This window comes from Streptosporangium sp. NPDC006013 (assembly GCF_040614275.1).
GTDB lineage: Bacteria > Actinomycetota > Actinomycetes > Streptosporangiales > Streptosporangiaceae > Streptosporangium.
Genome location: NZ_JBEXUE010000042.1, coordinates 1 through 25,352, shown reverse-complemented (window position 1 = coordinate 25,352; position 25,352 = coordinate 1). Strand labels below are relative to the sequence as shown.

Sequence of the window (25,352 nt, the reverse complement as noted above, 5' to 3'; positions counted from 1 at the left end):
GGAGATCAAAGTCAACGACTGAGCAGGTAGCGCCGGGGCGTGGTACCGACCGTGCGGCGGAAGGCCGCCAGGAACGCGCTCGCCGTGGCGTACCCCACGTTGTGCGCCACCCGCGACACCGGCTGCCCCTCGGCCAGCAGCGGCAGGGCGGCGCGCAGCCGTACCTGCGTGCGCCAATGGTCGAAGCTCATGCCCGTGTCTCGCACGAACAGCCGCGTCAACGTCCGCCTGCTCACGCCCGCCGCGCGGGCGTGCGCCTCCAGGCTGCGCGGGTCGGCCGGGTCCGCCAGCAGGGCGGCCGCCACCACCCGGACGCGCTCGTCGGTGGGTTGCGGCACGTCGATGGGCCGGGTGGGCAGCGGGCGCAGCAGGTCGGGCACCACCGCCTCGGCGCGCAACCGCGCGTCGTCGGTGAGGTCGGTGCGGGCCAGGTACCCGATCAGCTCGGCCAGCAGGCCGTCGACGCCGACCGCCGTGGGCTCGGGCCAGTCCAGCGGGCAGCGCTCCGGCGCCAGGTACAGGCTGCACAGCACCGCGTCGCGGGTCGCGCCGGTCGCGTGGGTGACGCCCGCGGGCAGCCACAGCGCCCTGGTGGGCGGCAGGACCCAGTACACCTCGCCCACACCGATGCTCAGGACGCCGCGCCGGGTCCAGGCAAGCTGGTGGTGGGTGTGGCTGTGCGGGGGGATCCACTCCCCCGAGGCCAGCGGGAAGTGGCCGACGATGATCGCGCCTATGTCCTCCATGCGACACAGTCTGGCCTCATCGCGGATTGTGGCCAAACGCGGCGGATCATAGCGTCGTCGGGTGCCGATGATTGTGTTGTGCCTTGTCCAGTTCATGCTCGTGCTCGATGACACCGTCGTGAACGTGGCCCTGCCCAGCATCCGCGATGAGCTGGGCTTCAGCACGTCCGGGTTGCCCTGGGTCGTCAACGCCTACTTCCTGGCCTTCGGCGGGCTGCTGCTGCTGTGCGGCCGGATGGCGGATCTGCTGGGCCGTCGCCGCGTCTTCCTCATCGGCGTGGCGTTGTTCGGGATGGCCAGCCTGGCCTGCGGGCTCGCGCAGGAGCCATGGCAGCTCGTGATCGGGCGGTTCGTGCAGGGCGCGGGTTCTGCGATGGCCAGCCCGGCGGCGATGTCGATGATCACGTTGCTGTATCCGGGGCCGGAGGAGCGGGCCAAGGCACTGGGCATCTGGGGCGGCATCGCGGCCCTGGGCGGAACCTCGGGCCTGGTGCTGTCCGGAGCGCTGACCGACCTGGTGTCCTGGCGCGGGATCTTCCTGATCAACCTGCCCATCGTCGCCGTGGCCCTGGCGCTGCTCCCCCGCCTGGTCCCCGAGTCCCGCGCCCCCGGCCGGCGCCACCTCGACGTCCCCGGCGCGGTCCTGGTCACCGGTGCCACAGTGGCGCTGGTGTACGGGCTGCTGCGGGCCGGCGAGACCGGCTGGAGCGATCCGATCGTCATCGGTGCCGTCGTGCTGTCCGCCGCCTTGGCGGTGGCGTTCCTGGTGGTCGAGTCGCGGGCGGTGGCGCCGCTGGTGCCCGGGTCGTTCCTGGCCTCGCGGACGCGGGCGGTCGCCAACGGCGCGACCCTGCTGTTCTCGATGGCGATGTACGCGATGTCGTTCCTGCTGATGATCCAGATTCAGACCGCCCTGGGGTACAGCCCGCTCCTGGCCGGCATCGCCTACCTGCCCTACGGCGCCGGCATTCTGGCGGGCATGTGGCTGTCCTCCCGCATCTCGCTCAGGATCGGGACGCGCTGGGCGCTCCTGCTGGCGTTCCTGGTCAACATCGCCGGCCTGCTGCTGCTGTCCGGCGTGGCGGCGGGCGACTCCTACGCCGCCCACGTCCTGCCCGGCATGCTCATACTGAGCGTTGGCAACGGGCTGAGCCTGCCCGTCATGGCCGCAGCCGCGGTCGACGGCACCACCGAGGAGGACGCCGGTCTCGGCTCGGCCCTGTTCACCTCCGTCCAGCAGGTCGGCGGCGCCGTCGGGGTGGCCGCGCTGGCCATCATGGGCTACTCGGGCGGGCTCGCGGCGGGCGCGCTCTGCGTGGCGCTCGGCGCCGTACTCATCGTCGTGCTACTGCCGTCGCGTGCCGGCGGCCCGCGGCAGCCCGCTGGACATGGAGCCGGCGGCCGAAGCACGCCGGCGGCCGCTCCCCGGTGAGGATCCGGGCCACCGGCCCCTGCACCAGGACGCGGTCGTCGCGGAAGCACGCTACATTCACCACAGCAAAGATCGATCTGCACTCGCCCACCTGGATGTACGGCATGCACCCCCTCATCGTCGTCCTGGCCCTCGTGGCCGCCGCCCCCACCACCGCCCACGCCCGAGCCGCCGAACCCGATCCGGTGGCGGGCCTGCGTTCCCTGCTCGCCCGCGGTGCCGGCGCGACGACCGAGTTCTACGGCCAGGCCTCCACAGACCTGTCCAAGGAGGTGCAACTGAGCAACGGCAGGCGCACCTTCATCGGGAGCGGTATGGGAGTGCGCGGAACCGGCAAGGTCAAGCTGGGGCGGGCCGGCGTGATCGCCTCAGAGCACGTTCGGCAGCTCAGTGTGAGCAACAGGGAGCTGATGGTGGAGGAGGCGCCCAAGGACCCCTACTTCGCCGGCGTGCTCCGCACGGTGGGGACGCTGCGCACGATCAGCGTGAACGGCTGGCAATACCAGCTCGCGCCGCGGGCGAAGACCTGGGTGCGCACCGGCCGGGCCAGCGGCGCTGCCGCCGCGTACGGCGATCAGCTCATCAATGTCCTGGAACCGGCCACGCTACGCAAGCTGCTGTCCACCAAGAGCCGCAAGAGCGTCGCGCCATGGCTCAAGGACCACACCACCGGCCGCAAGCAGCGGATCTACACCCTGACCGGGACGATCACCCTCAAGGAGCTCTATCGCGTCTCGCCCAGCTTCCGCGAGGCCGCGGGGACCTCGGCCCTCGGCACGTCCGAGGTGACATGGACGTACATGTACGACGACCGCGGGTGGCCGTACCGGGTCGGCTGGCGGTTCTACGCGCACCCACGGCCCGAGGTCCCGGGGCTCGGAGACGACCGGATCCTGCGGGGGCACCTGGCCACACAGTACCGGAACTGGGAGAAGCCGATGACGATCACTGCGCCCAAGGCGACGCCGGGGCGGGGGCTGGAGGTCGACGACCTCAGCGACGTGCTGAGCGCTCCCGAGCGCCGCAAGTGAGCAGGCCGAGCTGAGAGAGCCTTGGTGACGAGCCGCCGAGGCAAGGGCTTACCGTAACGTCGCTGCTACATAGCGCTTAGCGGGAATTCCCGGCCGGATAGGGCTCCGGGGAGAATCGGACCGAATTTTGGCGGTAGCGCTCTTCAGCGCGACGGGCGGTGAGGTCCGGTTCGCCGACCTGGAGGCGGAGCAGTCGGGCGGGGACGTCGATGGTGATGAGAAGGAAGACGCCCTCAAGCTCATCACGGGTCCTGTCTGCCGAAACCGCAATCAAGATCGACTCATGGCCGGTTTTCCCGGTATCTCGGCTGGACCCGATGGTCGAGCCGCTGCGCAGCACGACATCCCGCCCCCGCGCGGCACCCGACGAGGTGATTCTCCGCAGGCGAAAAGGGCGAACCACCGCTTTACCAGGTCACACCTTCGTCGGCGTGCGAGCGTGATCCGCGGAAGGTGCGGCATGGCCGGGGAGGCGCAGCACGAACCGTGCGCCACGGGGGCTGTCTTCGATAGTGAGGGTGCCGCCGTGGGTTTCGGCGATCTGCCGGGCGATCGGCAGGCCGAGCCCCGTGCCGCCGGCGTCCCTTCTGCGGGAGGCCTCCAGGCGGGCGAACCGCTGGAAGACGAGCTCCCGCTGGTCGGGGGCGATGCCCTCGCCGTCGTCACACACCTCCAGCACCGCCGTGCCCGCCTCCAGCGCGAGAATGACCGTGATGGCGGAGTCGGCATGGCGTTCGGCGTTGTCCAGTAGGTTGTTCAGCAGCCGGGCCAGGCCGATCCGCTCCCCGTTGATCATCACGCCGGGGGTGAGGTGGCGGATCACCGCGACCCGGCGTGGCCGCCGGTCCAGCTCGGCCGCCACCAGGCCGGTCAGGTCGACGGGATCGCGTTGGCCGCTGATGCCCGCGTCCAGCCGGGCGATCTGCAACAGGTCGGTGACCAGGTCTTGAAGCCGTTCCACACTGTCCAGCAGCGCGTTCGCCGTTCGCGGCCAGTCGGTCTCCTGCGGGTACATGAGCGCCTCATCGATCTGCACGCGCATGGCGGCCAGCGGGCTGCGCAGATCGTGGGAGGCGTCCGAGGCGAACCGCAGCTGCTGTTCGACCGCCGACTGGGCCCGGTCCAGGGTCCGGTTCGCGATCTCGGCGAGGTCCCGCAGCTCGTCTCGGTACTTCGGTACCGGCACCCGGTGGCCGAGATCACTCGCGGTGATCTGGGCGAGCTTGCCGCTGATCGCGCCCACCGGCTCCAGGGTCTTGCCCACGATCCGGTAGGCGCCCGCCGCGGTCACCCCGGCCAGCAAAAGCCAGCCGACGGCGAGCGAGATCAGCAGCTGAGGGCCCACGTACCAGGGAACATCGGCGACGGCCATGTTGAGCAACCAGACGCCGTTGGCCTTATGGAAGGGGTAAGAGATCACGATCTTGCACTGGCCGGGAAACGCATGCAGGTCACACAACCGCGCAATCGTATAAGAGTCGACATCGGGGCGAAGATCGGTTATCGGCGGCTCACGCGCCCCGAAGCCCGGAGTGGCGGCGACCGTCGTGCCGGCCGGGTCGAACACCTGAACCGCCTCATTGCGCCTGTCCAGCGGCAGGCGGGGGGATACGCCGCTGTGGCGTATCTGCTTGCCCATCTCCACGGCGTGGGTGATGAGCCGTTTCGTCCGGCCCTCGACGGAGGCTTCCCGTATCGCAACCAGGGCGAACACCGCGACAGCGGTGCAGATCAGCGCCATGACGGCGCCGGCCACCACGGTCAAGCGGGTCCTGATGGAGCACCCATGCCACGTGCTCACCTTGATCCTCCCCTCATGAGCAGACGCACACCCCTATGGCGACTCCTTACCGGTCCTGGGAAGACTCACGACCAAAGCCGTGTAAACGTCAGCTGGAACGCATGGAATGCCCATGTTGTGGCGAAAGAAGCAACGGGCGAGAGCGGCCTCCGCCAGCGGCTCCAGGCCCAGCCGAATACGGAAGCGCGGTAGCGAGCCCACCCGAACCGGCTCTACCGCAAAAACAGGGTCCGATCCTCCCCAAGGGGCCGGCAAGCCGCGTGAGCTCGGGAGGGTCGGTCACGCTCCCGCTGGGGGGTGGAGGTGGGTGCGCTGTCCGTCGTGATCGAGGATGCAGCGGTGGCCACCGCGAGCTGTGTGCCCCCGGCACGCTGCACGACGACGAATAGCCGGCGGCACGGTCACTACGAAGGTTGTGGTGCCATTACGTCGACTTCACTGTTCTGGGTTTCCGCTCGGCTCTGTCGTCGGTATTTGCCCGGTGCGGTGCCGTACTCCCGCTTGAAGGCGGTGGCGAAGGCGAACTCCGAGGTGTAGCCGATCCGGGTGGCCACCTCGCCGAGCGGGGCATCGGACTCACGGAGAAGCCGGGCGGCGGTGGTCATGCGCCACCAGGTCAGATAGGTGAGGGGCGGCCGGCCGATCAGGGTGGTGAAGCGCCGGGAGAAAGCCGCCCGCGACAGTCCCGCCTGGCTGCTGAGTGTCCCAACCGTCCAGGGGAGTGCGGGATCACGGTGGAGGGCGTGCAGTGCGGAGCTGATCGCCGGGTCGCCCAGTGCCGCGGCCCAGCCGACGGCCGTGCCGCGTTCGGACTGTTCGTCGAACCAGGCGCGCAGGATGTAGAGCAGCAGCACGTCGAGCAGGGCGGGCACGACGGTGTCCACACCGAGGCGGGGAGCGTCGAGTTCGCCGCCGAGGAGGTCGACGGCGGCGCGCAGTTCGGGACGGTGCCCGAGGCGGGCAGGCAGGTGGACGATCTCGGGCAGGTCGCCCAGGAGCGGATGGGCTCGGCTGGGGTCGAGCCGGTATCCACCGCAGAGGGTCACGGTGACCGCCTGCGAGCCGTCCTGCCCGGTCTTCCCCACGGTCGCGGAGGCGTAGCGGTCTTCGAATCGAGGGTCGTTCAGTGGGTCGCAGGCGGGTTCGGTCAGCGGGGTGGCAGGGCTGTCGGCGAGCGCGTAGCCGCTTCCGTGGGGCAGGAACACCACGTCGCCGACGTTCAGCACGATGGAGGTACCGCCGCCCGGGGGGATCAGCCGGCACGATCCCTGCAGGACCACTTGAAAGCCGGCGGAGCCAGGCACGGTGGGGAACCGCTGCCCCCAGGGGGCGTGCCACCGAACGCGCGCCGAACGGGGTTCCCCGGCGCGCATCGCGGCGATCACATCGCTGAGTACATCCACAGGGAGAGTCTATCTCTGCGGCTATACGAAGACGTACACGTATAAATATGAGATTTCTGCGCATTGGATGTCTCTCTTCATCCCCATACGGTTGAGCGCACACGAAGTGATCAACCATTGGGGGCTTTTATGCCGGGGCAACGCAAGATTCTGGTGATCGGGGCGACCGGCACGGTCGGCCGGCAGGTCGTGGCTCAGCTGCTCGAGGCGGGGGCAGAGGTTCGCGCGCTGGCCCGCGATCCCGAAGTGGCCGGCCTGCCGGACGGCGTCGAGGTCGTGCGGGGCGACCTGGCCCATCCGGCCACTCTGCACGCGCCCTTGGACGGGGCCGAGGCCGTGTTTCTCCTCTGGCCGTTCGCCACGGCCGAGGGGATGCCCGCGGTTCTGGATGTGGTCGCCACGCATGCCCGCCGCGTCGTCTACCTGTCTTCCGCGGCCGTACGCGACTACGAACAACAGGTCGAGCGGCTGATCGAGCGGTCCGGGCTGGATTGGACGTTCCTGCGACCGCACGCCTTCGCGGCCAACGCCTTGCGGTGGGCCGGGCAGATCCGCGCCGAGGCAGTCGTGCGTGAGCCGTACGGCGCGGCCGCCATGCCCCCGCTGCACGAGCGGGACCTCGCGACGGTCGCGGTGCGCGCACTCGTCGGCGACGGGCACAGCGGCGCGGTCTATGAACTGACCGGGCCCGAGATACTGACCCAGGCCGAGCAGGCGAGCATCATCGGGGAGGTGATCGGCCGCCCGGTGCATTGGGAGGAGACCTCGCCGCAGACCGCGCGGCAGCAGATGCTCACCCGGGGCTGGCCACCCGCGGCCGTGGACGGCATCCTCCAGGCCCAGGCCGAGATGGCGACCGAGCCGAGAGTGACCACGGCCACGGTGGCAGAGGTCACCGGAGCCCCAGCACGCACGTTCCGCACCTGGGTGGCCGACCACGCGGGCGAGTTTCGCGGCACCATGAAGGCCGCCCGCATCCATGAGTACGGCGATGCCTCCGTCATCCGATACGAAGAAGTACCGCGGCCCGCGCCCGGGCCGGGCGAGGCCCTGATCCGGGTCGCCGCCACCTCGTTCAATCCTTCGGAGACGGCGCTGCGGTCGGGGATGCTGCCCGCGCTGCCGGTCGATCTGCCCTACACCCTCGGCTGGGACGTCTCCGGCACGATCGCCGAGGTCAGCGACGATGTGGAGGGGCTGGCCGTGGGCGACCGGGTCATCGGCCGTCTCGACGCGGGCGGCGCCGCGGCCGAGTACGTCACCGCCCCGGCCGGCGTGCTGGTCAAGGCGCCTGTCACTGTTCCCCTCTCCGACGCGGCCGCGATCCCGGTCGCCGCGCTCACCGCCTGGCAGGTGCTGTTCGAGCACGCCCGCATCACCGCGGGCCAGCGCGTGCTCATCAACGGCGCCGGTGGCGGCGTGGGAGTGTTCGCCGTCCAGCTCGCCAGGCACGCCGGCGCGACAGTGGTCGCCACGGCCAGCGGCCGCAGCGCCGCAGCGGTCCGCAAGTACGGCGCCGACCAGATCATCGACTACACGACCACCGCTCTCGCAGATGCGCTGGACGGCCCGGTCGATGCCGTCGTCAACCTCGCTCCGATCTCCCCCGAGGCCGCGGTGGGCCTGGTCTCCCTGCTACGGCCGGGCGGCGTCATCGCCTCCGTCGCCACCCCCGTCGAGCCGCCCGCCGACGCCGGTGTCACCGCCCTCCACATGGTCGCCCGCAACGACACCGAGCAACTGGGCGAGATCGTCGAACTCCTCGACGCCGGCGCGCTCACCGTCGACGTCGCCGAATCCCACCATCTGTCCGACCTCGCGCTGGTCCACCGCAGGAGCGAGGCGGGCCGGACCCGCGGCAAGATCACCATCTTGCCCTGAACGTAGGCATCTCCGGGGTCGAGGCAGATGTGCTCGGGGCTGGGACGGCGGGCGGGGACCGGGCGGCGGTCGGACAGGAACAGCGGCCCGCGAGTACGGACCGGTGCGTCGGGGGCTCAGGAGGTGGGCGGTGCCGGCGTCCCAGTAGACCCATTTGGTGTCGCCGCCCTTGGACTTCAGCGGGGCGCACCGGTTCTCCAAGTCGAGGTCCTCGATGTCGAGGTAGAGGATCTCGGCGGCGCGGGTGGCGGTTTCGTAGAGCATTCGCCACAGGGTGCGTTCGCGGAGCGGGATAGGGTGACGCCGACGCCCTGGCCGCCCTCGATGACATGGAGGCCGTCCTCCGGCCCTGACCCCAGATGATCGCGCGCCTCGGCAAGGTCGATGGTGTTCATCGCTCTTCGCTCTTCACCAACCTCAAGGGGAGGGCGAGGAGGTCCACGCCGTTCGGTGGCTCCGTAAGTTCGCCGACCTTCGCCCAACCCCACCGCCGGTACAGCTCGCGCGCCGGCGCTTCGTTCGACGCAGCGAGCACGGCGAACGACTCGGTGCGGTCGGCCAGCAGCAGGTCCAGCAGCTCGCGCCCGTGCCCGCGGCCTCGCAGCTCTGGCACGACCGCGAGCTCGTAGACGTAGAACAACGGCCATCGCAGCCCTTGCGGCGCGGGCGCAGCGGCCCGCGGGTGCCACCATCCCTCCTCCAGGCGCACCCCGTAGGCGAAGCCGGTGAGCACACCGTCGTCGAGCACGGTGGTCACGGAGAAGCCGGGCAGTGCCGCGTGTCTGACCAGCTGCTCGGCGAACTCGTCCGCGATCGCGGCGCCCTCACAGTACGGCGGCTCTCGATAGACCCGGTGGTAGACGTCGCGGAACTCCTCGGGGCGGCAGATCTCGGCCGCGCGATCAACCATCCGCGGCCTCCCACGGGACGTATGCGGCGACGGCGGCGGCAAGGTCAGGGCCGCGCTTCGCTCGATCCTCGGCAGGGACGACGTGCCGGCGTTCATCGCCGGCCCGGCGCGCACGTACAGTTTCGGCAAGTCGACCCTCGTCGAGGCCAACGGCGCCCCGGCCGCCTGGATGACCATGGACGGGCAACCACAACCCGTCCTCTGCGACGGCCGGATCCACTCCTTCTCCAGGGTTCTCACCCCGGACAAGTTCGGGCGCATCCGGCCGGTCTCCAGGCACCGTGGTCATTGACGCCGCTCCCAGAGCATCACGACGGCCAGCAGTCCCGGCACGCAGGGAAGCATCTGGAGCCATCCGATCGCGGGCGCGAGCCCGACGTCGCCGGAGGTGTCTGTCACGGTCAGCCCGGCGAGCGCGATGCAGAGTGCGACCGCGAAGACGCCGATCGCCGCCCAACGCGTGGACCTCTTGCCGGCCTTCGCTGCCCACAACGTCCCGAGCCATCCGATGAGGCCCAACCCTCCCACCATCGACAAGATGGTCAGGTAGGCGGTGACAGCGGTATCGATCTCGCCGGCGCCGTAGGAGGGATAGCCCGCCTGGATATGGTCGGCCAGGGCATGCGTCGTGGTGCGTTCGACGAACGGGTAGACAGCGGCGATGACGGTCAGGACAAGCCCGATCCACATCGCCGCGAGGAGCCTCCGGCGTCGCCTGGTTGAACGTGCTGCGGTCATTCCTACTGCCATCTCGACTCTCCTGTCTTGAGATACTGGCTGTCTTGGTGAAAGCGACTCTCTCCAGCGCGGTCACGTGGCGAGGGAGCCGCAGGGGACCCGATGGTGGTCATCGCTCTTCCAGCGGGACATCTCCGGCGTTGCCGTACATCGCCACCTGGTAGAGGGCCGCAAGCGCGTCGTCGACGGGATGGGGCTACGGCTTGCCCGAGGAGCCGAGTCTGTTCCACCTCTGCAGGTTCGCGGTGACAGGACGGCCGGCGGCGCCGCGCCAGACCTGGTCGCCGTCATGCGCCTCGGCGAACAAGCCCGGCATCCCGGCGCGGTGGACATTTTCTATGGCGGCGTTCGGCTCCGCGGGATCCAGTGGGTTCTTCACGACATGTGTCCTTTCGTATTCCACGGGGGTGAGGGATGCCGGCCCGGCTCTACGTAGGTCGCCTGAGCGGGGTATCAGGGCCTGCAATCCGGAAGACCGGGTATCGGTGCGCGATCTTCTCGAACTCCGACAGCGGGGCGCGCCGGTTCATCGGGATATGTGGCCGCGCACCGGGGGCGATGGCGAGATAACGGCGAAGCACGGGAGCGCGTTCGGTGACGGGGACCTCGTCGAGCGTGATCTGTTCGCGGCCCCGTCGGCGCAGGACGGCACGACCGCCTGCGGCGCGGACGTTGCGCACCCAGTTCGCGTTCGGGCCGAGCATCGCCACCAGATACCGCTGCCCGTCGAGCTCGGTGACAGTGATGGGCAACGGGATCTGCCGTCCTGAAAGTCTTCCGGTCACTTCCAGCGTCGCGGTCTGCCGGGGTGTGAGAACTCCCGACGCATACAGCAGCGCGTCGACGCGGTTCACCGCTCGTATGAGAGCTGTCGGCCGGCCCGTGCGTCCGCGGTAGAGCGCGCGCTTCACCGCGGCGATGCCGCCGAGGATGGACGGTGGCACTCGACTCACCGCAGCCCATCGGAGTCGGCCGTGAGGGGACTCATGCGTGCGGCCCCTTGCGGCTGCTTTCTCCACACGAGGACGACCACAAGGATTTCTGCCAGGCAGGGCAGCATGCCGACCCACCCCAGCAGCGGCGGCAGACCGTAAAACGAGCCGACGTCATGGGGTGGCGGTTCCTCTCAGGTAAGTCCGGTTCAGGCCGGTGTTCGCCGGGCCGGGCCGGGTCATGCGATCCCGTTCGTGTTGTACGACGTAAAACTACGCGGCTCATGCTAGTTTTACGTCGTACAACACGTCAAATGAGATGAGACGGGCACCATGACCGCCAGCCGAGGCCGCGGGCAGCACGCCGGCCTCAACAGTCGGGCCATCCTTCAGGCCGCCATCCGCCTCACCGACCGAGAGGGCCTCGCCGCACTGTCCATGCGCAGGCTCGGTACGGAGCTCGGAGTCAAGGCGATGGCCCTGTACCACCATTTCCCCAACAAGGACGCCCTGCTCGACGGAATGGTCGAAGAACTCGCCACCGCGGCACCGGTAAGCTTCGACGGCACCGACTGGCGAGATGGACTGCGCGGCTACACCCGAGCGCAGCTGGACACCCTTGCCGCCCACCCGAACCTGGTCCCGCTCGTCCTATCCCGGCCGGCGACCACCGCAGGGAATCACCGCATGATGGAGACACTCCTCCAATCGCTGTGCACGGCCGGTTTCCAGCCGCGGCGGGCCCTCGACATGGTGTACGCCCTCAACGGGCTGATCCTCGTGCACGCCGCGCTCGGCGCCGGCGTCGGCGACGCGCCCCAGCCATACGGCGAACTCGGCCAGACCAGCCGCCTGGCCGACCTGCCCGCTGAGAGATACCCGCTCCTCGCCGAAGCCGCCCGCGCCAGCGCGGACCGCGGCCCCACCGCCCGCTTCGAGTTCGCCCTGGAGGCACTGCTCACCGGCTTCACCGACTCGCGTGGTGAGTCTTGACCGCGCCGTGGGTACCACTTGCCGAGGTGTTCGACGATCATCGGATCCACGCCGCCCGTCGCCCCTATTCGCCAAGTTGCCAGATAGCCGGGAGTCGAACCGTCCGCGCGGATCGGGTGGTTCCCAGGATCGCTACTTCTCGTGAGGTCCCTGAGCTTTCTTACTCGGCCGGGCCATGTCTCGGTGCTGCACGGACGTGCGCGCGTTCGCCCTGTTTCCCGATGAGACTCAGGTATTCGATGGGACCAGCGCCGGTGGCTCCGAACCAGTGCGGGGTGCGCGTTTCCTGAGCGGCGTAGGCGCAGCGATGATCATGCTTCGGCGTGCAGACAGGGATCTTCGTGGTCCTCTTCCCGTACTTTCAGGCGGTGCTCGGCTGGTCCGGCCTTCTCTCATGCCGATGGCGCTGCTGATGATGTTCGCCTCCGGCCTCGCCCCGCGGGTAGCCGCGCGCATCGGCAGCCGCTCGACGATGGCCTCAGGGATCTTCCTGGGCGGCGCGGGGCTTCGTCGATGGCTGGCAGCAGGCCATGTGGGCAGGCGCAGTAGTCATGGCGGTCCTGTTCGTCTACGTTCTCGTACGAGGCCCGCGGCAACGAACCCCAGCTTCCGGCAGGAACAGCCGTGCATCCAACGATGTAGCCGCCGGCCTGCGCTGACTCACGAGGGGACCGAACACCAGTTGCCCGGACGAGCTCTATCCAAGCCAAGGCCATCCGTTTCAACACCCTCACCCGTATCTGCCACGTCTCGGGCCGCCAGCCCGGCGACTTGATCACCGACGACCCGCCGGGTGACGCACGTTCCTGACGCCCGGCCCCAGGCTCAGATCTCCTCGTCGTCCTCGGCCGCGTCCGGGTCGCGCAGCGATCTAACCGTTACAAGATCCCCACCTGCATCGGAACGGCCGCTCAACCTTCACGGGGCGAACAGGACGCGGGATTCGAGGAGAGGGCCCGTCATCCACAGTGGACGACAAAAGGCAAAGGCAAGGAGGTTACCCACTCCCTGCCACTCTCAACGTATAGCGCACCGGGGGGCTTGCGGCAAGACCCGGGTCGTGCTGCAGAATCGTCGGCCGAGGCCAGAACCTGCGGAAATCAGAGATTCGCGAAGTACGTGTTCTTCTGTCGACGTGTGGATCACGCGGGACGTCGAACCGCCGGTGGGACTCGCGGTGCGGTTGCGGGCACTCGGTGCGGAGGTGCGGGTGTACGCGCCGCCGGACTGCGCGAAGCAGCTGGCCGAAACGCAACCTTGTTGAATGGGGGGTTTTCATGATTGACGTGATCGTTGCCGGTGGCGGACCGACCGGCATGATGCTGGCCGGCGAGTTGCGGCTGCACGATGTGCATGTGCTCGTGCTGGAGAAGGAGGCGGAGCCGGCCAGGTATGTCCGCTCGCTCGGCCTGCACGTGCGCAGCATCGAGGTGATGGACCAGCGCGGTCTGCTGGAGCGGTTCCTCGCGCACGGCAAGAAGTACCCGGTCGGCGGTTTCTTCGCCGGCATCACCAAGCCCTCGCCCGACCGGCTGGACACCGCGCACGGCTACGTCCTCGGCATCCCGCAGCCCACCACCGATCGCCTGCTGGCCGAGCACGCCGCCGAGGTCGGCGCCGAGATCCGGCGCGGCTGCGAACTGGTCGGGCTGAGCCAGGACGAGCACGGGGTGACCGTCGAGCTGGCCGACGGCACGCAGCTGCGCTCGCGCTACCTCGTCGGCTGCGACGGCGGCCGCAGCACGGTGCGCAAGCTGCTCGGCGTCGACTTTCCCGGCGAGCCCGCCAGAGTCGAGACGTTGCTGGGCGAGATGGAGCTGACCGAGGATCCGGCGGCGCTCGCCGCCATCGTCGCGGAGGTCCGCAAGACCCAGCTGAGGTTCGGCGCCGGGCCCCTCGGGGACGGGGCGTACCGCGTCGTCGTGCCCGCCGCGGGGGTGGCCGAGGACCGCACGGTCCCGCCGACCCTTGAGGAGTTCAAGCAGCAGCTGCGGGTGACCGCGGGTACCGACTTCGGTGTGCACTCACCGCGTTGGCTCTCCCGGTTCGGCGACGCCACCCGGCTGGCCGAGCGCTACCGGGTCGACCGGGTGCTGCTGGCCGGCGACGCGGCGCACATCCACCCCCCGATGGGCGGGCAGGGGCTCAACCTCGGCATCCAGGACGCGTTCAACCTCGGCTGGAAACTGGCCGCCGAGGTCGGCGGCTGGGCACCGGAGGGGCTGCTGGACAGCTACCACACCGAACGGCACCCGGTGGCCGCCGACGTGCTGGACAACACCCGCGCACAGGGCGAGCTGATGTCCACCGAGCCGGGCCCCCGGTCAGTGCGCCGGCTGTTGTCGGAACTGATGAACTTCGAGGAGGTGAACCGGTACCTGATCGAGAAGATCATCGCGATCGGGGTGCGCTACGACTTCGGCGGGGGGCATGAGCTGCTCGGCCGGCGGATGCGGGACGTGGAGCTGAAGCGGGGTCGCCTCTACGAGCTGATGCACGGCGGCCGCGGGCTACTGCTCGACCAGACCGGCCGGCTCTCGGTGGCGGGCTGGGCAGAGCGGGTCGACCACGTCGTCGACGTCGTCGACGACAGCGAGGAACTGGACGTGCCCGCGGCGCTGCTGCGGCCGGACGGCCACGTGGCGTGGGTCGGTGAAGACCAGCAGGAACTGCTCCGCCAGCTGCCCAGGTGGTTCGGCGCTGCCGCCGGCTGAGCGCGCAGTTGTGGCTCGAAAGGGCGGGGGCCTGTCTGTGGTGAACTGAAGTCGCCGCTGTGACAAGACCGCCGCCGCCCCGGGAGTGGGCGACGGCCATCGACCTTGTCAGCCCGCGAACGTCACCGTTCCGTACTGGTACTGCGTCTTGCCGTTCTCGTCACCGCTGTGGTTGCGCCCCGTCATGACCTGGTTGAAACCGGCCTGCGTGGTGTGGCCGCTCTCCGTGTAGGCACTCGTCCACGTCCGGTTGGTGATACGGACCTGGCGCCCCTGCAAGTAAAGAGCCCCGGTCTTGTACTCGGTGGCGCCGTTCTCGTCACCGTGGTGCCAGCGCCCGACGATCACCTGGTCCAGCGGTGCGGAGAAGTTCGAGTTGCTCTCCTTCGCGTAGCCGAACCAGTCGCCGGTGAACACCTCCACCTGCACGCCGTCGATGAGGATCCAACTGCACTGGTAGGTGGTGTTGGCGTTCTCGTCCCCGTTGTGCGACCGCCCGGTCATGACCTGGCCCGCCGGGCAGGTGAACTCACCACCCGACTCCTTCACGGTTCCGCTGTAGACGTACTCGACCTTGATCGTCGCCGCCGAGGCCGGGACCGGGACGTTCAGCACCGCGACGGCGGCGACCGCCAGCGCGGCGAACGTGACCTTCTTCATGTCGTCCTCCTTTCCGGGGTCAGGCGTCGATGGTCACGTAGGCGTGCTGGTAGCGGGTGTTGCCGTTCTCGTCCCCGGAGTGCGCACGACCGATCAGGACCCGCTGGGTGCCGGTCTGGTAGTTGTGGTTGCTCTCCTTGAGGTTGCCGGTCCACACGGGATCGATCAGCCGCACCGTCTGCCCCCGCCACGCCAGGGAGGCGGAGCGGTACCGGGTCCAGCCGTTCTCGTCGAGGATGTGCCGGCGCCCGACGAGCGCCTGGTTCGGCGGGGAGGAGTAGTTGGAGTTGCTCTCCTTGTATTCGAGGCTCCAGTCACCGATGCTCACCTGCACCTGCTCGTCGTTGATGAAAATCCAACTGCAGGTGTACGTCGTGTCGGCGTTCTCGTCCCCGTGGTGTGACCGCCCCGTGAGCACCTGGTTGGTGGGGCAGACGAACCAGGAGGAAGATTCCTCCTGGGTCTCGGAGTAGGCCGGTACGACCCTGATCGTCACCGCCGCCGCAGAGGCGGCCGGTGCGGGCGAGACCACGGCCAGGGCCGCCGCCGAAGCGGCCACCATCACGGCGTGTACTGCCTTGCTGTACGTTCTCATCTTCTTTGGCTCCTTTCTGCGTGCGAATACGTCCAGAGAGACGGCGTAGCGCAGGCCAAAGTATGAGTCGCGCACAGCGGAGACGACGTCCGCCTGGCGGATGATCAACTATCCGCCCGCTTGCGGACGACTCCTCGTCATCTGCTGGCGGAGGTCAGCCCACATAAGCCCAAGACCCACATTGGATTGATCTGGCGGGTTTTGATCCATTTCACCGCTGCGTACGTGTTCGCCTCGCTACGGTGTGTCTCGTCCGTTGGGCCGGGGTGCCGGGAGGCATGTGCGGTGACGTCGGTGGAGCGGACGGCCTATCAGGTGTTCCCGCAGTTGACGACGACGCGTGAGCTGTACGCCTTCCACTCCCCCTCCCGGGAGGTTCTGACGTGGGCGCGGGAGAAGACCGACACCGATCAACACCTGCCGGCGCTGACGCTCGCACTCAAGTGCTTCCAGCGGCTGGGCCGCTTCGCCGAGGCCCGCGAGGTGCCGGTCATGGAGGTGGAGCACGTGCGGCGGCGCCTGGAAGCGGCACACTCTGGCCACCCAGGCGATCAACCGGGGCATGTCCCTGGAGGCCATCGCCGCGCTTCTTGGACACAGGTCGTTGTCCATGACCCGTGTTTACGCGCGGATCGCCGACCGCACCGTCGCCGACGAGTACTTCGCCGTCTCGGAGAAGGTCGAGGCACTCTACGACGTCCCCGTCAGCTGCCGGCCGATGCCGAGGGCACGGAGATGGCCAAGCTCCGCAGGGAGATGCACCGCCGGATGCTCGGCAACGGCTACTGCGCTCGCCCCGTCGAGATGGACTGCCACTTCGAGTCGATCTGCGAATCGTGCAAGTTCTTCGTCACCACGATCGAGTTCCGGCCCACCCTCGAACGCCAGCGAGACGACGCGGCAGCGAAGGGACAAGTCGCACGCGAGCAGACCTTCGATGGACTCCTCAGCCGACTCGATGGAGAAGCGTCCTGACTGGCCCCCATTCAACATGAACGATCCGGCCAGCTGTGATGTGACCCGATATCAACAAAAGGGCGCCCGATGGGATCGCAGGGCGTCCTCACTGCGATCCCTCCAGGCGTGGAGCTATCCACGCTGCATCACTGCACGGAGTCAGGCGCTTCAACGGTAAACGTCACAATTTCGACTTCGGCATCGGAGGGCAGGCCGGGATAGTGGCCCTGGAGGCCCTTCTTGAGCTGGTCGATGCTTGTGCCGCCATCGAGCCGAGCCTGTGCGGCGGTGAGGCGATCGAGCCGGTGGCGTTCGACGCCGGTGATGGTGCCGTTCAACGTGCGGTGGGCTTCGTCGTCCTCGAAGAGGAAGATTGCGGGACCCAGCGCGATCGGATCGTCGTAGCGGACGGTGGAGGTCTTCCGCGCGGTGGCGATGGCCTCGTAGTAGCGCTTGTTGAACCGCGCAATTCGACGCGCATCCGCATCGGGGAAGAAGTAGGTGTCCGGCAGAAGCTTCCGAATCGGGCGCAGTGTCGGCCCGGCGTCGGTCGGTACGGCGACGAAGACGTCGGGATGGAGGTCGAGAAGCGCTTGGCGGCAGCGGCCGCACGGCGGGATGAGGCCGCGACCCTGATCTCCCGCGGCGGCGATTGTGACGAGCGGGCCGGCTCCCGCTGCTGCGGCGGCACCGAGTACGACGAGCTCGGCGCAGGGTCCGCCGGTGAAGTGGTAGACGTTGACCGCCTCATGGATCCTGCCGGCCGTGTCCATCGCCGCTGCGGCTACGGTGTGGTTCGGGTCGCTCCCGAGGGCAGCAGCGAGCCGTTCCGCAGCCTCGATGACGCGGCGCTCGGAGTCGAAGAGCTTCATGGAGACCATGGCGCCGACCCTAGATCGGCCCAGCTGGACTCCTCGACACATTTGTTCTAATGGGCCTCACCCTCAGCGTGGTCGGCGGCTTGACATCGAGACCCGCATATTAGAGGAGTGCCCACCGGCAAGGTCCGGTACGACAACCTCAAGGCCGCGGTCGCCCAGGTGGTCGGGGTTTCCCGGTTCCGGGTGGAGAACCAGCGATGGGTTGCCTTCCGGTCGCATTTCGGGCTGGAACCGCTCTACTGCCGTCCGGGCAAGGACGGAGCTCATGAGAAGGGCGAGGTCGGCCGGTTCCGCCATGACCGTCTGGTCCCGGTGCCTGCAGTGGAGTCCCTGACGGAGCTGAACGCGATGTTCGAGGAGTGGGACCGGAAGGACGACCAGCGCCGGATCGGGAACAGGACCCGGACCGTCGGTGAGCACTTCGCCACCGAACGGCCGCTGCTGCGGGCGTTGCCCGCTGAGAGGTTCGAGACCGGACTGTTGTTCCATCTGCGGGTCGATCGCAGATCCCAGATCACGGTCAGGACGATCCGCTACTCGGTGCCGGCACGGCTTGATCGGCAGACCGGTCCGCGTGCTGCTGCACGCTTCTGAGCTGGTGGTGTTCGATGGACGCACCGAGGTGGCCCGGTATGAACGGCTGATTGCCAAGGGTGGGTCCCGGCTGGATCTGGATCACTATCTGGAAGTCCTGCTGCGCAAACCTGGTGCGCTGCCAGGGGCGACGGCTCTGTAACAAGCCCGCCAGGCAGGGAAGTTCACCCCGATTCACGACGCCTGGTGGGCAGCGGTCCGCAGAGCTCACGGTGACGCCGACGGGACCAGGGCGCTTGTCGAGGTGCTGCTGCACCGGGCGATGGCCCACGAGCACGTGATCGCCGGTATCGCCACCGCGTTGAAGGTCGGCGCGCTCACCGCCGACGTGGTCGCGATCGAGGCCCGCAAAGCCGCCCACGCCGACCCCCAGCCCGACACGGGCCTGCCTGGGGCCCGCCCGTCGGGGTGCCCGGCGCGGATCGATGAGGACATCGTGTCCCTGACCGAGCACCGGCTGGCGACGTGGAGGGTCGGGGGCAGTGCTTCTCCCTCAGGGGCGCCACCGGAATACCCAGAAACGGGCTGCGGGTTGAGTTAGCTCCTGTTCGGCGGCGTCGGGCAGCGCGGATCTGGCGTCGGCGACGTCGTCGGGGTGGAGGTCCTTGGCCTGGTGACGGGTGGAGCGGTGGCCGGGGCGAGGGTCCGCTGGATGTCTCGGGGCCTTGCTATCGGGGCTGGGGCAGTAGCCCATCGAGGATGATCCGGGCGAGGTGTGCGGAGCGTTCGCGGCTGGCGTCCGCGTCGGCGTGGCGGATCGCGGCGAAGGCGCCGGCGACGATTGCCATCACCTCGTCGACTGTGACGTCGTGGCGTACGACGCCGGCGCGATGGGCGCGATCGAGCAGGCGTGCGACCTGGTGCGTGAGGTCTGCTGCGGCGTCCGGAGCGGCGTCGCGCAGGTCGAACTCGGCGGCCGTGAGTGCGCTCTTCACCGCTGCGTTCTCCGCGCCCGAGGCCATCATCCGGGCCAGCAGCGTGAACAGGGCGGCCGGATCGTCGGTGCCGGCGAGCGCCTCTCCCTCCGTTACCAGCTGTCTGATCTGGTCGATCGAGACGGCGAGGTACAGCGCTTCCTTGGTGGGGAAGTGCCGGTGGACGGTGCCGGGACCAACACCCGCGCGGCGGGCGATCTCGTCGAGCGAGATACCAAGGCCTTGTGAGGCGAACAAGTGCTGCGCGGTCCGCAGTACCTGCTCACGATTGCGGCGCGCGTCGGCCCGTAGCTCCCGGTCGTTCCCGGGAGCCGTCGGCGGCTCGGCTGAATTGCGTTCAGGCGTTCGGCTGGACATCTCACCTCTAGCTTAACCGGGGCGACACCCCGTATGCTGCCTCATAAGCGGGGCGACGCCCCGCTTATATGAGCGCGTCGTCTCACCATGACCAGCCCGACCGAACACGAGGAGGTCACTCCGATGACCACACGCGAGGAAGCCAGCGCCTTGGTGCTGCGGATGCAGGAATGCTTCAACACCCGGCAGTTCGACCAGGCAGCCGACCTGTTCGCCCCCGACTTCCTCAACCACCCGCTCGGTGCCACCGGGTTCGAAGCGGGCAAGGAGGCCTGGCGCCAGGTCGTCGCCCAGTTCCCGGCCATGCGCGTTCTCGCCGACGACATCCTGATCGACGGCGACAAGGTCGCCGTGCGCTCGTCCGTCGAGGGGATGGCAGCCCAGGACAGCGACGTCCGGCCCATGCTCATCGAGATCTTCCGCATCGACAACGGCTGGCTCGCGGAGACCTGGGGCATCACCGAGGGTCCGGACCCACGTCGCTGAGTCCCCGCTGCCTCACAAGGTCGCTCGGCAGATCAGCCCACCGCGCCGGTTTCGTCGACGACCTGCAGACCACCACCCGAGTCTCCGCTTACGCAGGCGGAACCCGGATACCGCTACGGAGCTTGATGCTGATGGTGCCCTGGAATTGCGGGCTGATCAGCGGTTTGCGCGGTCCCGGCGTCGGCGACGTTGTCGGCGAGGAGGGTGTACAGCCAGGTGGTCTCGGTGGATACGAACACTTCTCACCTGATGCTCCTCAAATCTGGTACCAAAACTCATTCTCCGAACACACCTCGAAGATCACTAACTGGTACCGGAGATGACGCGAATCCTGGCACCAAAACTCACGCGTAAGACCAGGCGGAAGGACTCCGTCGTGGTCGTTGGCGCTGAGGGCTGATCTGCGGGCCAGCGAAGTCAGAGCCCTTTCATGCGTCAGCCCCCAGTGGAGTGGTGACCGTCTTGGCGGACGTCGACATCGACGCTGTCACGCTTTTCGCCGATATGTACACGCGTACATTGAATGTGTACGCTCGTACGTATGATGTCTGACCTTGATGGCCGTTCGATGAGCGAGCGGATGCTCGCCGGTGACCTCTACCTTGCCGAGGACCCGGAGCTGGCCGAGCACATGCTGCGGGCCGCCGACCTGATGGACGCCTACAACGCGACCTCGGCCCGCGACCCGCAGGAGCGGTACCGGTTGCTCACCGAGTTGTTCGGCGCGATCGGCGAGGGTACGGTGATCCGGCCGCCGCTGCGGGTGGACTACGGCAGCCACCTTCGCATCGGCGCGCGATCGTTTGCCAACTTCGGTCTCGTCGCCTTGGACGTCGCGCCGATCACTATCGGCGACGATGTGCAGATCGGGTCGAATGTGCAGCTCTTGACGCCGACGCATCCGGTGGATCCGGAGCTGCGCCGGGCGAAGTGGGAGGCCGCCAAGCCGATCATCATCGGCGACAACGTGTGGCTGGGCAGCGGGGCGATCGTCCTGGCCGGGGTCATGATCGGGGAGAACACCGTGGTCGGTGCCGGCGCGGTGGTGACCCGCGACCTCCCGGCGAACGTGGTCGCAGTGGGCAATCCCGCCCGCGTGATCCGCACGATCGGGCCGGGCAGGGCATGAGCGATCCCACCGCCTCGCGGTCACCCGCTCCGCGGCGGGCGCGGCGGCACGACCCTAGGCGGCGGGACCGGCTGATCGACGCCGCGCTCACCGTCATAGCCGAGCGTGGCGTCGCCGGGACGACGCACCGGGAGATCGCCCGCGCCGCGGACGTGCCGCTGGGCTCGATGACCTACCACTTCACATCGCTGGAGGAGGTGCTGGCCGAAGCGTTCACCCGGCACGCCGACGCGGCGGCCCGCGTCTTCGATGAGCGGTTGAGCGCGGCCCGCGACCGTGACGCGGCGATCGAGGCCGTCATCACGCTGGTGTCGGACGACCTGCTCGGCTCACAGCACGACCTCGTCTTGTCCGTGGAGCTGTACGTGGCCGCGGCGCGCAACCCGGCCCTGAGGGCTGTCACGCAGGCCTGGATGACACGCAGCCGCCGGGCGCTGGAGCGCCATTTCGACGCCACCACCGCCCGGGAGCTCGACGCGCTCATCGAAGGGCTCGTGCTGCACAGCGCCCTGTCGACCGACCCGATGACGCCCGAGCAGGTCCGCCACGCCATCCACCGCTACCTGCGCTGATCCCCTCCCTCGCCTGCATGCGCCTATGTGATCGGAAAGCCGATGCCCGCCGCCCCCCTCACCGCGCCCACCCGTCAGGCACGCCTGGCCCGCGCCGCCGTCGCGGCGCTGTTCCTCACCAACGGCGCCGTGTTCTTCAACATCATCCCGCGCTACCCGCAGATCAAGGCCGACCTCGGCGTGAGCAACGCCATCTTCGGCACCGCGCTGGCCGGGTACCCGATCGGCGCGCTGCTGGCCGGGCTGCTCGCCGGAGCCGCCATCCGCCGGTTCCACTCCGCGCGCGTGGCGGCGTTCGGGATCGTCGTGACCACTCTCGCGACGCTGGTCATCCCCTTCGCGCCGAACTGGGTCGCGCTGAGCGGCGCGCTGTTCGTCGTTGGCGCTCTGGACGCGGTCATCGACGTCGCGCAGAACGCCCACGGCCTGCGGGTCCAGCGCCTCTACCGGCGCTCCATCCTCAATTCGCTGCACGGGGTGTGGAGCATCGGCGCGGTCCTGGGCGGCGTGATGGGCTCGGCCGCCGCGGGCCTGCGCATCCCCCTGGTGGTCCATCTGAGCATCTCCGCGACGCTGTTCAGCATCGTCGCCGTCGTCGCCTACCGGTTCCTGCTGCCCGGCCCCGAAGACATCGAACGGCCCGCCGAAGCTCAGGACCTCGGTGCCGCGGGCGGCCATCCGGAAACCCCGCCGCCCCACCGCAAAGGCCGGCGTTCGTTCACCGATTCGGCCGTATGGATGCTCGCCGCGCTGGGCGTGCTGGCCGCGTGTGGTGCGCTTGTCGAGGACGCCGGCGCGTCCTGGGGTGCCCTCTACCTCAGCGGCGACCTGCGCACCGATGCCGCCACCGCGGGGCTGGCCGTCGTGGCGCTTCAAGTCGCCATGACCGTCGGCCGTCTCGCGGGCGACCGCGTCGTGAACCGCTTCGGCCAGCGCACCGTCGTCCACGCCGGCGGCGCCCTGGCAGCCGTCGGCATGGGCGCCGCCCTCGCCGTGCCCACCGTGGGCACCGCGCTGGCCGGCTTCGCGCTCGCCGGGCTCGGCGTCGCCACCCTCGTACCCGCTGCCATGCACGCCGCGGACGAACTGCCCGGACTGCCCGCCGGTACCGGTCTGACCATCGTCAGCTGGCTGCTGCGTGGCGGATTCCTGCTGTCCCCGCCCCTCGTCGGATTCGTCGCCGACCTCACCAGCCTGCGCGTCGGCCTGCTCTCCGTCGTGCTGGCCGGCGTCATCACCGTCGCTCTCGCCCGCGTTCTGGTGGACCGTACCCCGGCCTAGGTCGGGGGTTTGTGTCGGGGGTTTGTCCCAAACGCGCTGTCCGCTTCCGGCCCCCAGGGGTCGATCGGGGTGTCGGGCTGGGATTCATGCTTGAGGGCTGTCGCGTGCAGCCGCTCGGGGAAGATGACGCCGGTGAGTTCCTCGGAGACGGTCCATTTGAAGATCACCGCACTGTTCCGGCGACATCGAGGAACCGCCCCCGGCGTTGATCGGCTACTTCCTGCTCACAGCGGCCCCCAACGGTGATCTTGGACGAGCCATCGGAGACCAACCAGCAGGCAGACCTCGGGTGGGGAACGCCACCTCAAACTCCACGATCTCCAGGGCCACCTCACGTCAGCGCGCCGTGGATTCAGCGCGTCGCTCATAGCGCGAGCGTGCGAGGTGATGGGCCGTACACAGCAGCTCACGGGTTGCCGCTTCAGTACGCGGGCCCGGGTTCACCACTGCCAGCCAGCCGGCGGCGCCGTAGACGGGGTGCGCGATCACGGTGTCGGCAGCGCTGGGGTCGACCTCGGTGGCGGCTGATTCGCGTGGCGCGTGACCGGCCCACCGGATGAACGCTTCTTTCCCGGCGGAGATGTTCACGCGGAAGGTGTCCGGCCGGTCCAGACGCGATGCCTCGTCGCCGGGGTAGTTCTTGGTCACGACCGTCGCGAAGGGCTGGGTCGTTGTCGGGGTGACACCATCAGGCGCGTAGTAGAAGAACGTGTCGCCCCAGCTGATCTCCGGCGAGCCGTCGCCAGGTGCCGGCCTGAGGGTCAAGACGCCGTCGAGGCCGTCGATGAAACCGATGATCTCGTCTATGGTCATGTGCTCTAGCGTTTCATTAAAGTGCTTATGGAGACTTTGGGGCTGAAGGTGATGGGTTTCGGGGTGCCAGGTCTCAAATCACAGGACATGCGTACCGTCGATGTCGCGCGGCGTGCCGGGTGCTCCGTTCAACAGGTGCGCAATCTCGAACGCGACGGTGTGCTGCCGCCGGCGACGCGCACGGCTACGGGCTACCGGATCTATGGAGAGATACATCTACAGTCCGCGTTGGCCTACCGAGCCCTCGCGGCAGGCGCGGGTCCGACTGAGGCCAAGAAGATCGTTCGGGCCGTCCACCAGTTCCCTACCTCGCAGGTGCTCGCTCTTCTCGACGCGGCGCACGCCCGGCTCGACGCGGAGCGCACGGAACTGAGGCAGGCCAAGGAGGCCGCCCAGGCGATCTCCAGCGAGCCGATCGAAGACGTACGCGCATCGGACTCGATGGGCGTCTCCGAACTCGCCACCGCCCTCGGCGTGCGCCCTTCGACGTTGCGGCACTGGGATGCCGAGGGTCTTGTCGTCCCTGACCGCGACCCCGCGCGAGGAACGCGACGATACACACCCAACCAAGTGCAGGATGCGCGGATCGTTCACCAACTGCGCAGGGCCGGTTACCGCATCGCCCCCCTTCGGGCCCTCATGCCGGAGCTACGGCGCGCCCGCCGATTGGAGGATGTCGCCTCCGCGCTGGCTGTCAGAGACGCCAGCATCACGGCTCGCTCCAAAGCCCTCCTCGACGGTGCCGCCGCACTCAGTGCTGTGCTCTCGCTCGCCACCTCAGCACCCCGCGACCCTGCCGACGCGGAACCCGCGTAGGTGGGGTGCCGTTAGGAAACGTCTCACCAGCCGCGAACGAGAAAGAAGACGCAGGTCAGTGGCTTGCATCGAGGAACTGCGACGGGCCCGACGGGTCGAACCTTCCCGACCTGCAGAGACGTTGCGGTTTGCGGCTGGTAACACGTTTCCTAACGGGGCGCCGCCCTTGGCCTTGACCCGTCGCGGATCGCGGTCGCGGGCGACTCCGTCGGCGGCCTGGGACAATCTAAACCGGCACACCTGCACCGAAATACGGCAGTTCATCCTGGCCAGCGGCGACTGGCTCACCGTCTTCCGGCTGCCGTCGTATGCCCCTGACCTCAACCCCCCGGCCGAAGGTTATCTGGTCGCTGCCGAACCGGGGCGTGCCGGCCAATCTTCTTCCAGGAAGACACTCGGCACCGGACCGAACCGCCCTCGACCAGGAGCGGCACGCACCTCCGCGGCTTCACCGATCCCGAGATCTCCTCAAGCGCCACAGCGACGTGCTATACACAGAGAACGCCCTGGCCCTGGGGCGAGATGACCTGCATAGGCGCTCGGGAACCCCGAACCTATTTCTTATTCAGCAGGTGTTTGCGAGGAACCTCGGGCCTTCAGGATTTTGTTGGCCGATTCGGTTCACGCGGCTAGGCCGAGTTCAGCGCCGAGTCGTTCCAGGCGAGAGGCGCGGGTGCCGCGGATCGGGATGTCGG

The 25,352-nt window shown here is 68.6% G+C and carries 25 protein-coding genes and 3 pseudogenes; 14 read left to right on the top strand and 14 right to left on the bottom strand.

Annotated elements, in window-relative coordinates; all coding sequences use genetic code 11:
- Positions 1 to 11: 11 nt before the first annotated feature.
- Positions 12 to 746 (bottom strand): helix-turn-helix transcriptional regulator, encoded by a 735-nt coding sequence (locus ABZ260_RS09560; protein ID WP_355615003.1) that lies wholly within the window; start codon positions 744 to 746, stop codon positions 12 to 14.
- 67 nt (positions 747 to 813) lie between these two features.
- Here ABZ260_RS09560 and ABZ260_RS09555 point away from each other — a divergent pair, with 67 nt between their 5' ends.
- Positions 814 to 2,178 (top strand): MFS transporter, encoded by a 1,365-nt coding sequence (locus ABZ260_RS09555; protein WP_355615033.1) that lies wholly within the window; start codon positions 814 to 816, stop codon positions 2,176 to 2,178.
- A gap of 104 nt (positions 2,179 to 2,282) precedes the next feature.
- Positions 2,283 to 3,209 carry a hypothetical protein gene (locus ABZ260_RS09550; protein WP_355615000.1) on the top strand — a complete coding sequence of 309 codons (927 nt, stop codon included), beginning with the start codon at positions 2,283 to 2,285 and terminating at the stop codon, positions 3,207 to 3,209.
- Positions 3,210 to 3,285: 76 nt separating this feature from the next.
- On the opposite strand, the gene ABZ260_RS09545 is transcribed toward ABZ260_RS09550, so the two are convergent.
- From ABZ260_RS09545 to ABZ260_RS09535, 3 genes are all read right to left on the bottom strand, one after another.
- Positions 3,286 to 3,549 (bottom strand): hypothetical protein, encoded by a 264-nt coding sequence (locus tag ABZ260_RS09545; RefSeq protein ID WP_355614997.1) that lies wholly within the window; start codon positions 3,547 to 3,549, stop codon positions 3,286 to 3,288.
- Positions 3,550 to 3,624: 75 nt separating this feature from the next.
- On the bottom strand, positions 3,625 to 5,010 hold the full coding sequence (locus ABZ260_RS09540) for a HAMP domain-containing sensor histidine kinase (protein ID WP_355614994.1): 1,386 nt from the start codon (positions 5,008 to 5,010) through the stop codon (positions 3,625 to 3,627).
- 404 nt (positions 5,011 to 5,414) lie between these two features.
- Positions 5,415 to 6,413 carry an AraC family transcriptional regulator gene (locus tag ABZ260_RS09535; RefSeq protein WP_355614991.1) on the bottom strand — a complete coding sequence of 333 codons (999 nt, stop codon included), beginning with the start codon at positions 6,411 to 6,413 and terminating at the stop codon, positions 5,415 to 5,417.
- A 129-nt stretch (positions 6,414 to 6,542) separates the two neighbouring features.
- Here ABZ260_RS09535 and ABZ260_RS09530 point away from each other — a divergent pair, with 129 nt between their 5' ends.
- Positions 6,543 to 8,294: an NmrA family NAD(P)-binding protein gene (locus ABZ260_RS09530; protein ID WP_355614988.1), complete on the top strand. Its 1,752-nt coding sequence runs from the start codon at positions 6,543 to 6,545 to the stop codon at positions 8,292 to 8,294.
- Positions 8,295 to 8,685: 391 nt separating this feature from the next.
- Here the strand turns inward: ABZ260_RS09530 and ABZ260_RS09525 are convergent, their stop codons facing one another.
- Positions 8,686 to 9,204, bottom strand: coding sequence for a GNAT family N-acetyltransferase (locus ABZ260_RS09525; RefSeq protein ID WP_355614985.1), 519 nt, complete (start codon positions 9,202 to 9,204; stop codon positions 8,686 to 8,688).
- A gap of 82 nt (positions 9,205 to 9,286) precedes the next feature.
- On the opposite strand from ABZ260_RS09525, the gene ABZ260_RS09520 reads away from it, so the two are divergent.
- Positions 9,287 to 9,496 carry a hypothetical protein gene (locus ABZ260_RS09520; RefSeq protein WP_355614982.1) on the top strand — a complete coding sequence of 70 codons (210 nt, stop codon included), beginning with the start codon at positions 9,287 to 9,289 and terminating at the stop codon, positions 9,494 to 9,496.
- Here the strand turns inward: ABZ260_RS09520 and ABZ260_RS09515 are convergent.
- The 3 genes from ABZ260_RS09515 to ABZ260_RS09505 form a co-directional block, all read right to left on the bottom strand.
- Positions 9,490 to 9,894 carry a hypothetical protein gene (locus ABZ260_RS09515; RefSeq protein WP_355614979.1) on the bottom strand — a complete coding sequence of 135 codons (405 nt, stop codon included), beginning with the start codon at positions 9,892 to 9,894 and terminating at the stop codon, positions 9,490 to 9,492. The genes ABZ260_RS09520 and ABZ260_RS09515 overlap by 7 nt on opposite strands.
- A gap of 244 nt (positions 9,895 to 10,138) precedes the next feature.
- On the bottom strand, positions 10,139 to 10,321 hold the full coding sequence (locus ABZ260_RS09510) for a hypothetical protein (protein WP_355614976.1): 183 nt from the start codon (positions 10,319 to 10,321) through the stop codon (positions 10,139 to 10,141).
- 49 nt (positions 10,322 to 10,370) lie between these two features.
- The gene (locus ABZ260_RS09505; protein ID WP_355614973.1) at positions 10,371 to 10,796 is read right to left on the bottom strand and encodes a nitroreductase family deazaflavin-dependent oxidoreductase; all 426 of its coding nucleotides are present in this window, start codon (positions 10,794 to 10,796) and stop codon (positions 10,371 to 10,373) included.
- Positions 10,797 to 11,207: 411 nt separating this feature from the next.
- Between ABZ260_RS09505 and ABZ260_RS09500 the strand changes: the two genes are divergently transcribed.
- Positions 11,208 to 11,867 carry a TetR/AcrR family transcriptional regulator C-terminal domain-containing protein gene (locus tag ABZ260_RS09500; protein ID WP_355614970.1) on the top strand — a complete coding sequence of 220 codons (660 nt, stop codon included), beginning with the start codon at positions 11,208 to 11,210 and terminating at the stop codon, positions 11,865 to 11,867.
- Positions 11,868 to 12,027: 160 nt separating this feature from the next.
- On the opposite strand, the pseudogene ABZ260_RS09495 reads toward ABZ260_RS09500, so the two are convergent.
- Positions 12,028 to 12,153 (bottom strand): annotated as a pseudogene (locus tag ABZ260_RS09495) (XRE family transcriptional regulator); the annotation flags it as partial.
- A gap of 991 nt (positions 12,154 to 13,144) precedes the next feature.
- Here ABZ260_RS09495 and rox point away from each other — a divergent pair.
- A complete protein-coding gene (rox, locus tag ABZ260_RS09490; protein WP_355614967.1) occupies positions 13,145 to 14,581 on the top strand; it encodes a rifampin monooxygenase in 1,437 nt (478 codons plus the stop codon).
- A gap of 108 nt (positions 14,582 to 14,689) precedes the next feature.
- Here rox and ABZ260_RS09485 read toward each other — a convergent pair whose 3' ends face one another.
- Together ABZ260_RS09485 and ABZ260_RS09480 are read right to left on the bottom strand one after the other, a co-directional pair.
- Positions 14,690 to 15,241, bottom strand: coding sequence for a hypothetical protein (locus tag ABZ260_RS09485; protein ID WP_355614964.1), 552 nt, complete (start codon positions 15,239 to 15,241; stop codon positions 14,690 to 14,692).
- Positions 15,242 to 15,260: 19 nt separating this feature from the next.
- Complete coding sequence (locus tag ABZ260_RS09480; RefSeq protein WP_355614961.1) at positions 15,261 to 15,836, bottom strand: hypothetical protein; 576 nt, start codon at positions 15,834 to 15,836, stop codon at positions 15,261 to 15,263.
- Positions 15,837 to 16,371: 535 nt separating this feature from the next.
- Between ABZ260_RS09480 and ABZ260_RS09475 the strand changes: the two are divergent.
- Together ABZ260_RS09475 and ABZ260_RS09470 are read left to right on the top strand one after the other, a co-directional pair.
- Positions 16,372 to 16,464 (top strand): annotated as a pseudogene (locus ABZ260_RS09475) (tyrosine-type recombinase/integrase); the annotation flags it as partial.
- Positions 16,465 to 16,571: 107 nt separating this feature from the next.
- On the top strand, positions 16,572 to 16,811 hold the full coding sequence (locus ABZ260_RS09470) for a hypothetical protein (RefSeq protein WP_355614958.1): 240 nt from the start codon (positions 16,572 to 16,574) through the stop codon (positions 16,809 to 16,811).
- Between the two features lie 128 nt (positions 16,812 to 16,939).
- On the opposite strand, the gene ABZ260_RS09465 is transcribed toward ABZ260_RS09470, so the two are convergent.
- Positions 16,940 to 17,674, bottom strand: a complete 735-nt coding sequence (locus ABZ260_RS09465; RefSeq protein WP_355614955.1) for an ASCH domain-containing protein — start codon at positions 17,672 to 17,674, stop codon at positions 16,940 to 16,942.
- Positions 17,675 to 17,773: 99 nt separating this feature from the next.
- Here ABZ260_RS09465 and ABZ260_RS09460 point away from each other — a divergent pair.
- A pseudogene (locus tag ABZ260_RS09460) lies at positions 17,774 to 18,632 on the top strand (IS21 family transposase); the annotation flags it as partial.
- 304 nt (positions 18,633 to 18,936) lie between these two features.
- On the opposite strand, the gene ABZ260_RS09455 reads toward ABZ260_RS09460, so the two are convergent.
- Positions 18,937 to 19,560 carry a TetR family transcriptional regulator gene (locus tag ABZ260_RS09455; protein WP_355614952.1) on the bottom strand — a complete coding sequence of 208 codons (624 nt, stop codon included), beginning with the start codon at positions 19,558 to 19,560 and terminating at the stop codon, positions 18,937 to 18,939.
- A 123-nt stretch (positions 19,561 to 19,683) separates the two neighbouring features.
- Between ABZ260_RS09455 and ABZ260_RS09450 the strand changes: the two genes are divergently transcribed.
- From ABZ260_RS09450 to ABZ260_RS09435, 4 genes are all read left to right on the top strand, one after another.
- Positions 19,684 to 20,046 (top strand): ester cyclase, encoded by a 363-nt coding sequence (locus ABZ260_RS09450; protein WP_355614949.1) that lies wholly within the window; start codon positions 19,684 to 19,686, stop codon positions 20,044 to 20,046.
- 541 nt (positions 20,047 to 20,587) lie between these two features.
- Positions 20,588 to 21,175, top strand: coding sequence for a sugar O-acetyltransferase (locus ABZ260_RS09445; protein WP_355614946.1), 588 nt, complete (start codon positions 20,588 to 20,590; stop codon positions 21,173 to 21,175).
- Complete coding sequence (locus ABZ260_RS09440; RefSeq protein ID WP_355614944.1) at positions 21,172 to 21,747, top strand: TetR family transcriptional regulator; 576 nt, start codon at positions 21,172 to 21,174, stop codon at positions 21,745 to 21,747. Before ABZ260_RS09445 ends, ABZ260_RS09440 begins: the two co-directional genes overlap by 4 nt.
- Before the next feature lie 42 nt (positions 21,748 to 21,789).
- Entirely contained in the window at positions 21,790 to 23,028 is a 1,239-nt protein-coding gene (locus ABZ260_RS09435; RefSeq protein ID WP_355614941.1) for an MFS transporter, read from the top strand.
- A gap of 336 nt (positions 23,029 to 23,364) precedes the next feature.
- Here ABZ260_RS09435 and ABZ260_RS09430 read toward each other — a convergent pair whose 3' ends face one another.
- Positions 23,365 to 23,841 carry a DUF6194 family protein gene (locus tag ABZ260_RS09430; protein ID WP_355614939.1) on the bottom strand — a complete coding sequence of 159 codons (477 nt, stop codon included), beginning with the start codon at positions 23,839 to 23,841 and terminating at the stop codon, positions 23,365 to 23,367.
- Between the two features lie 87 nt (positions 23,842 to 23,928).
- Here ABZ260_RS09430 and ABZ260_RS09425 point away from each other — a divergent pair, with 87 nt between their 5' ends.
- Entirely contained in the window at positions 23,929 to 24,657 is a 729-nt protein-coding gene (locus ABZ260_RS09425; RefSeq protein ID WP_355614937.1) for a MerR family transcriptional regulator, read from the top strand.
- Positions 24,658 to 25,352 lie beyond the last annotated feature (695 nt).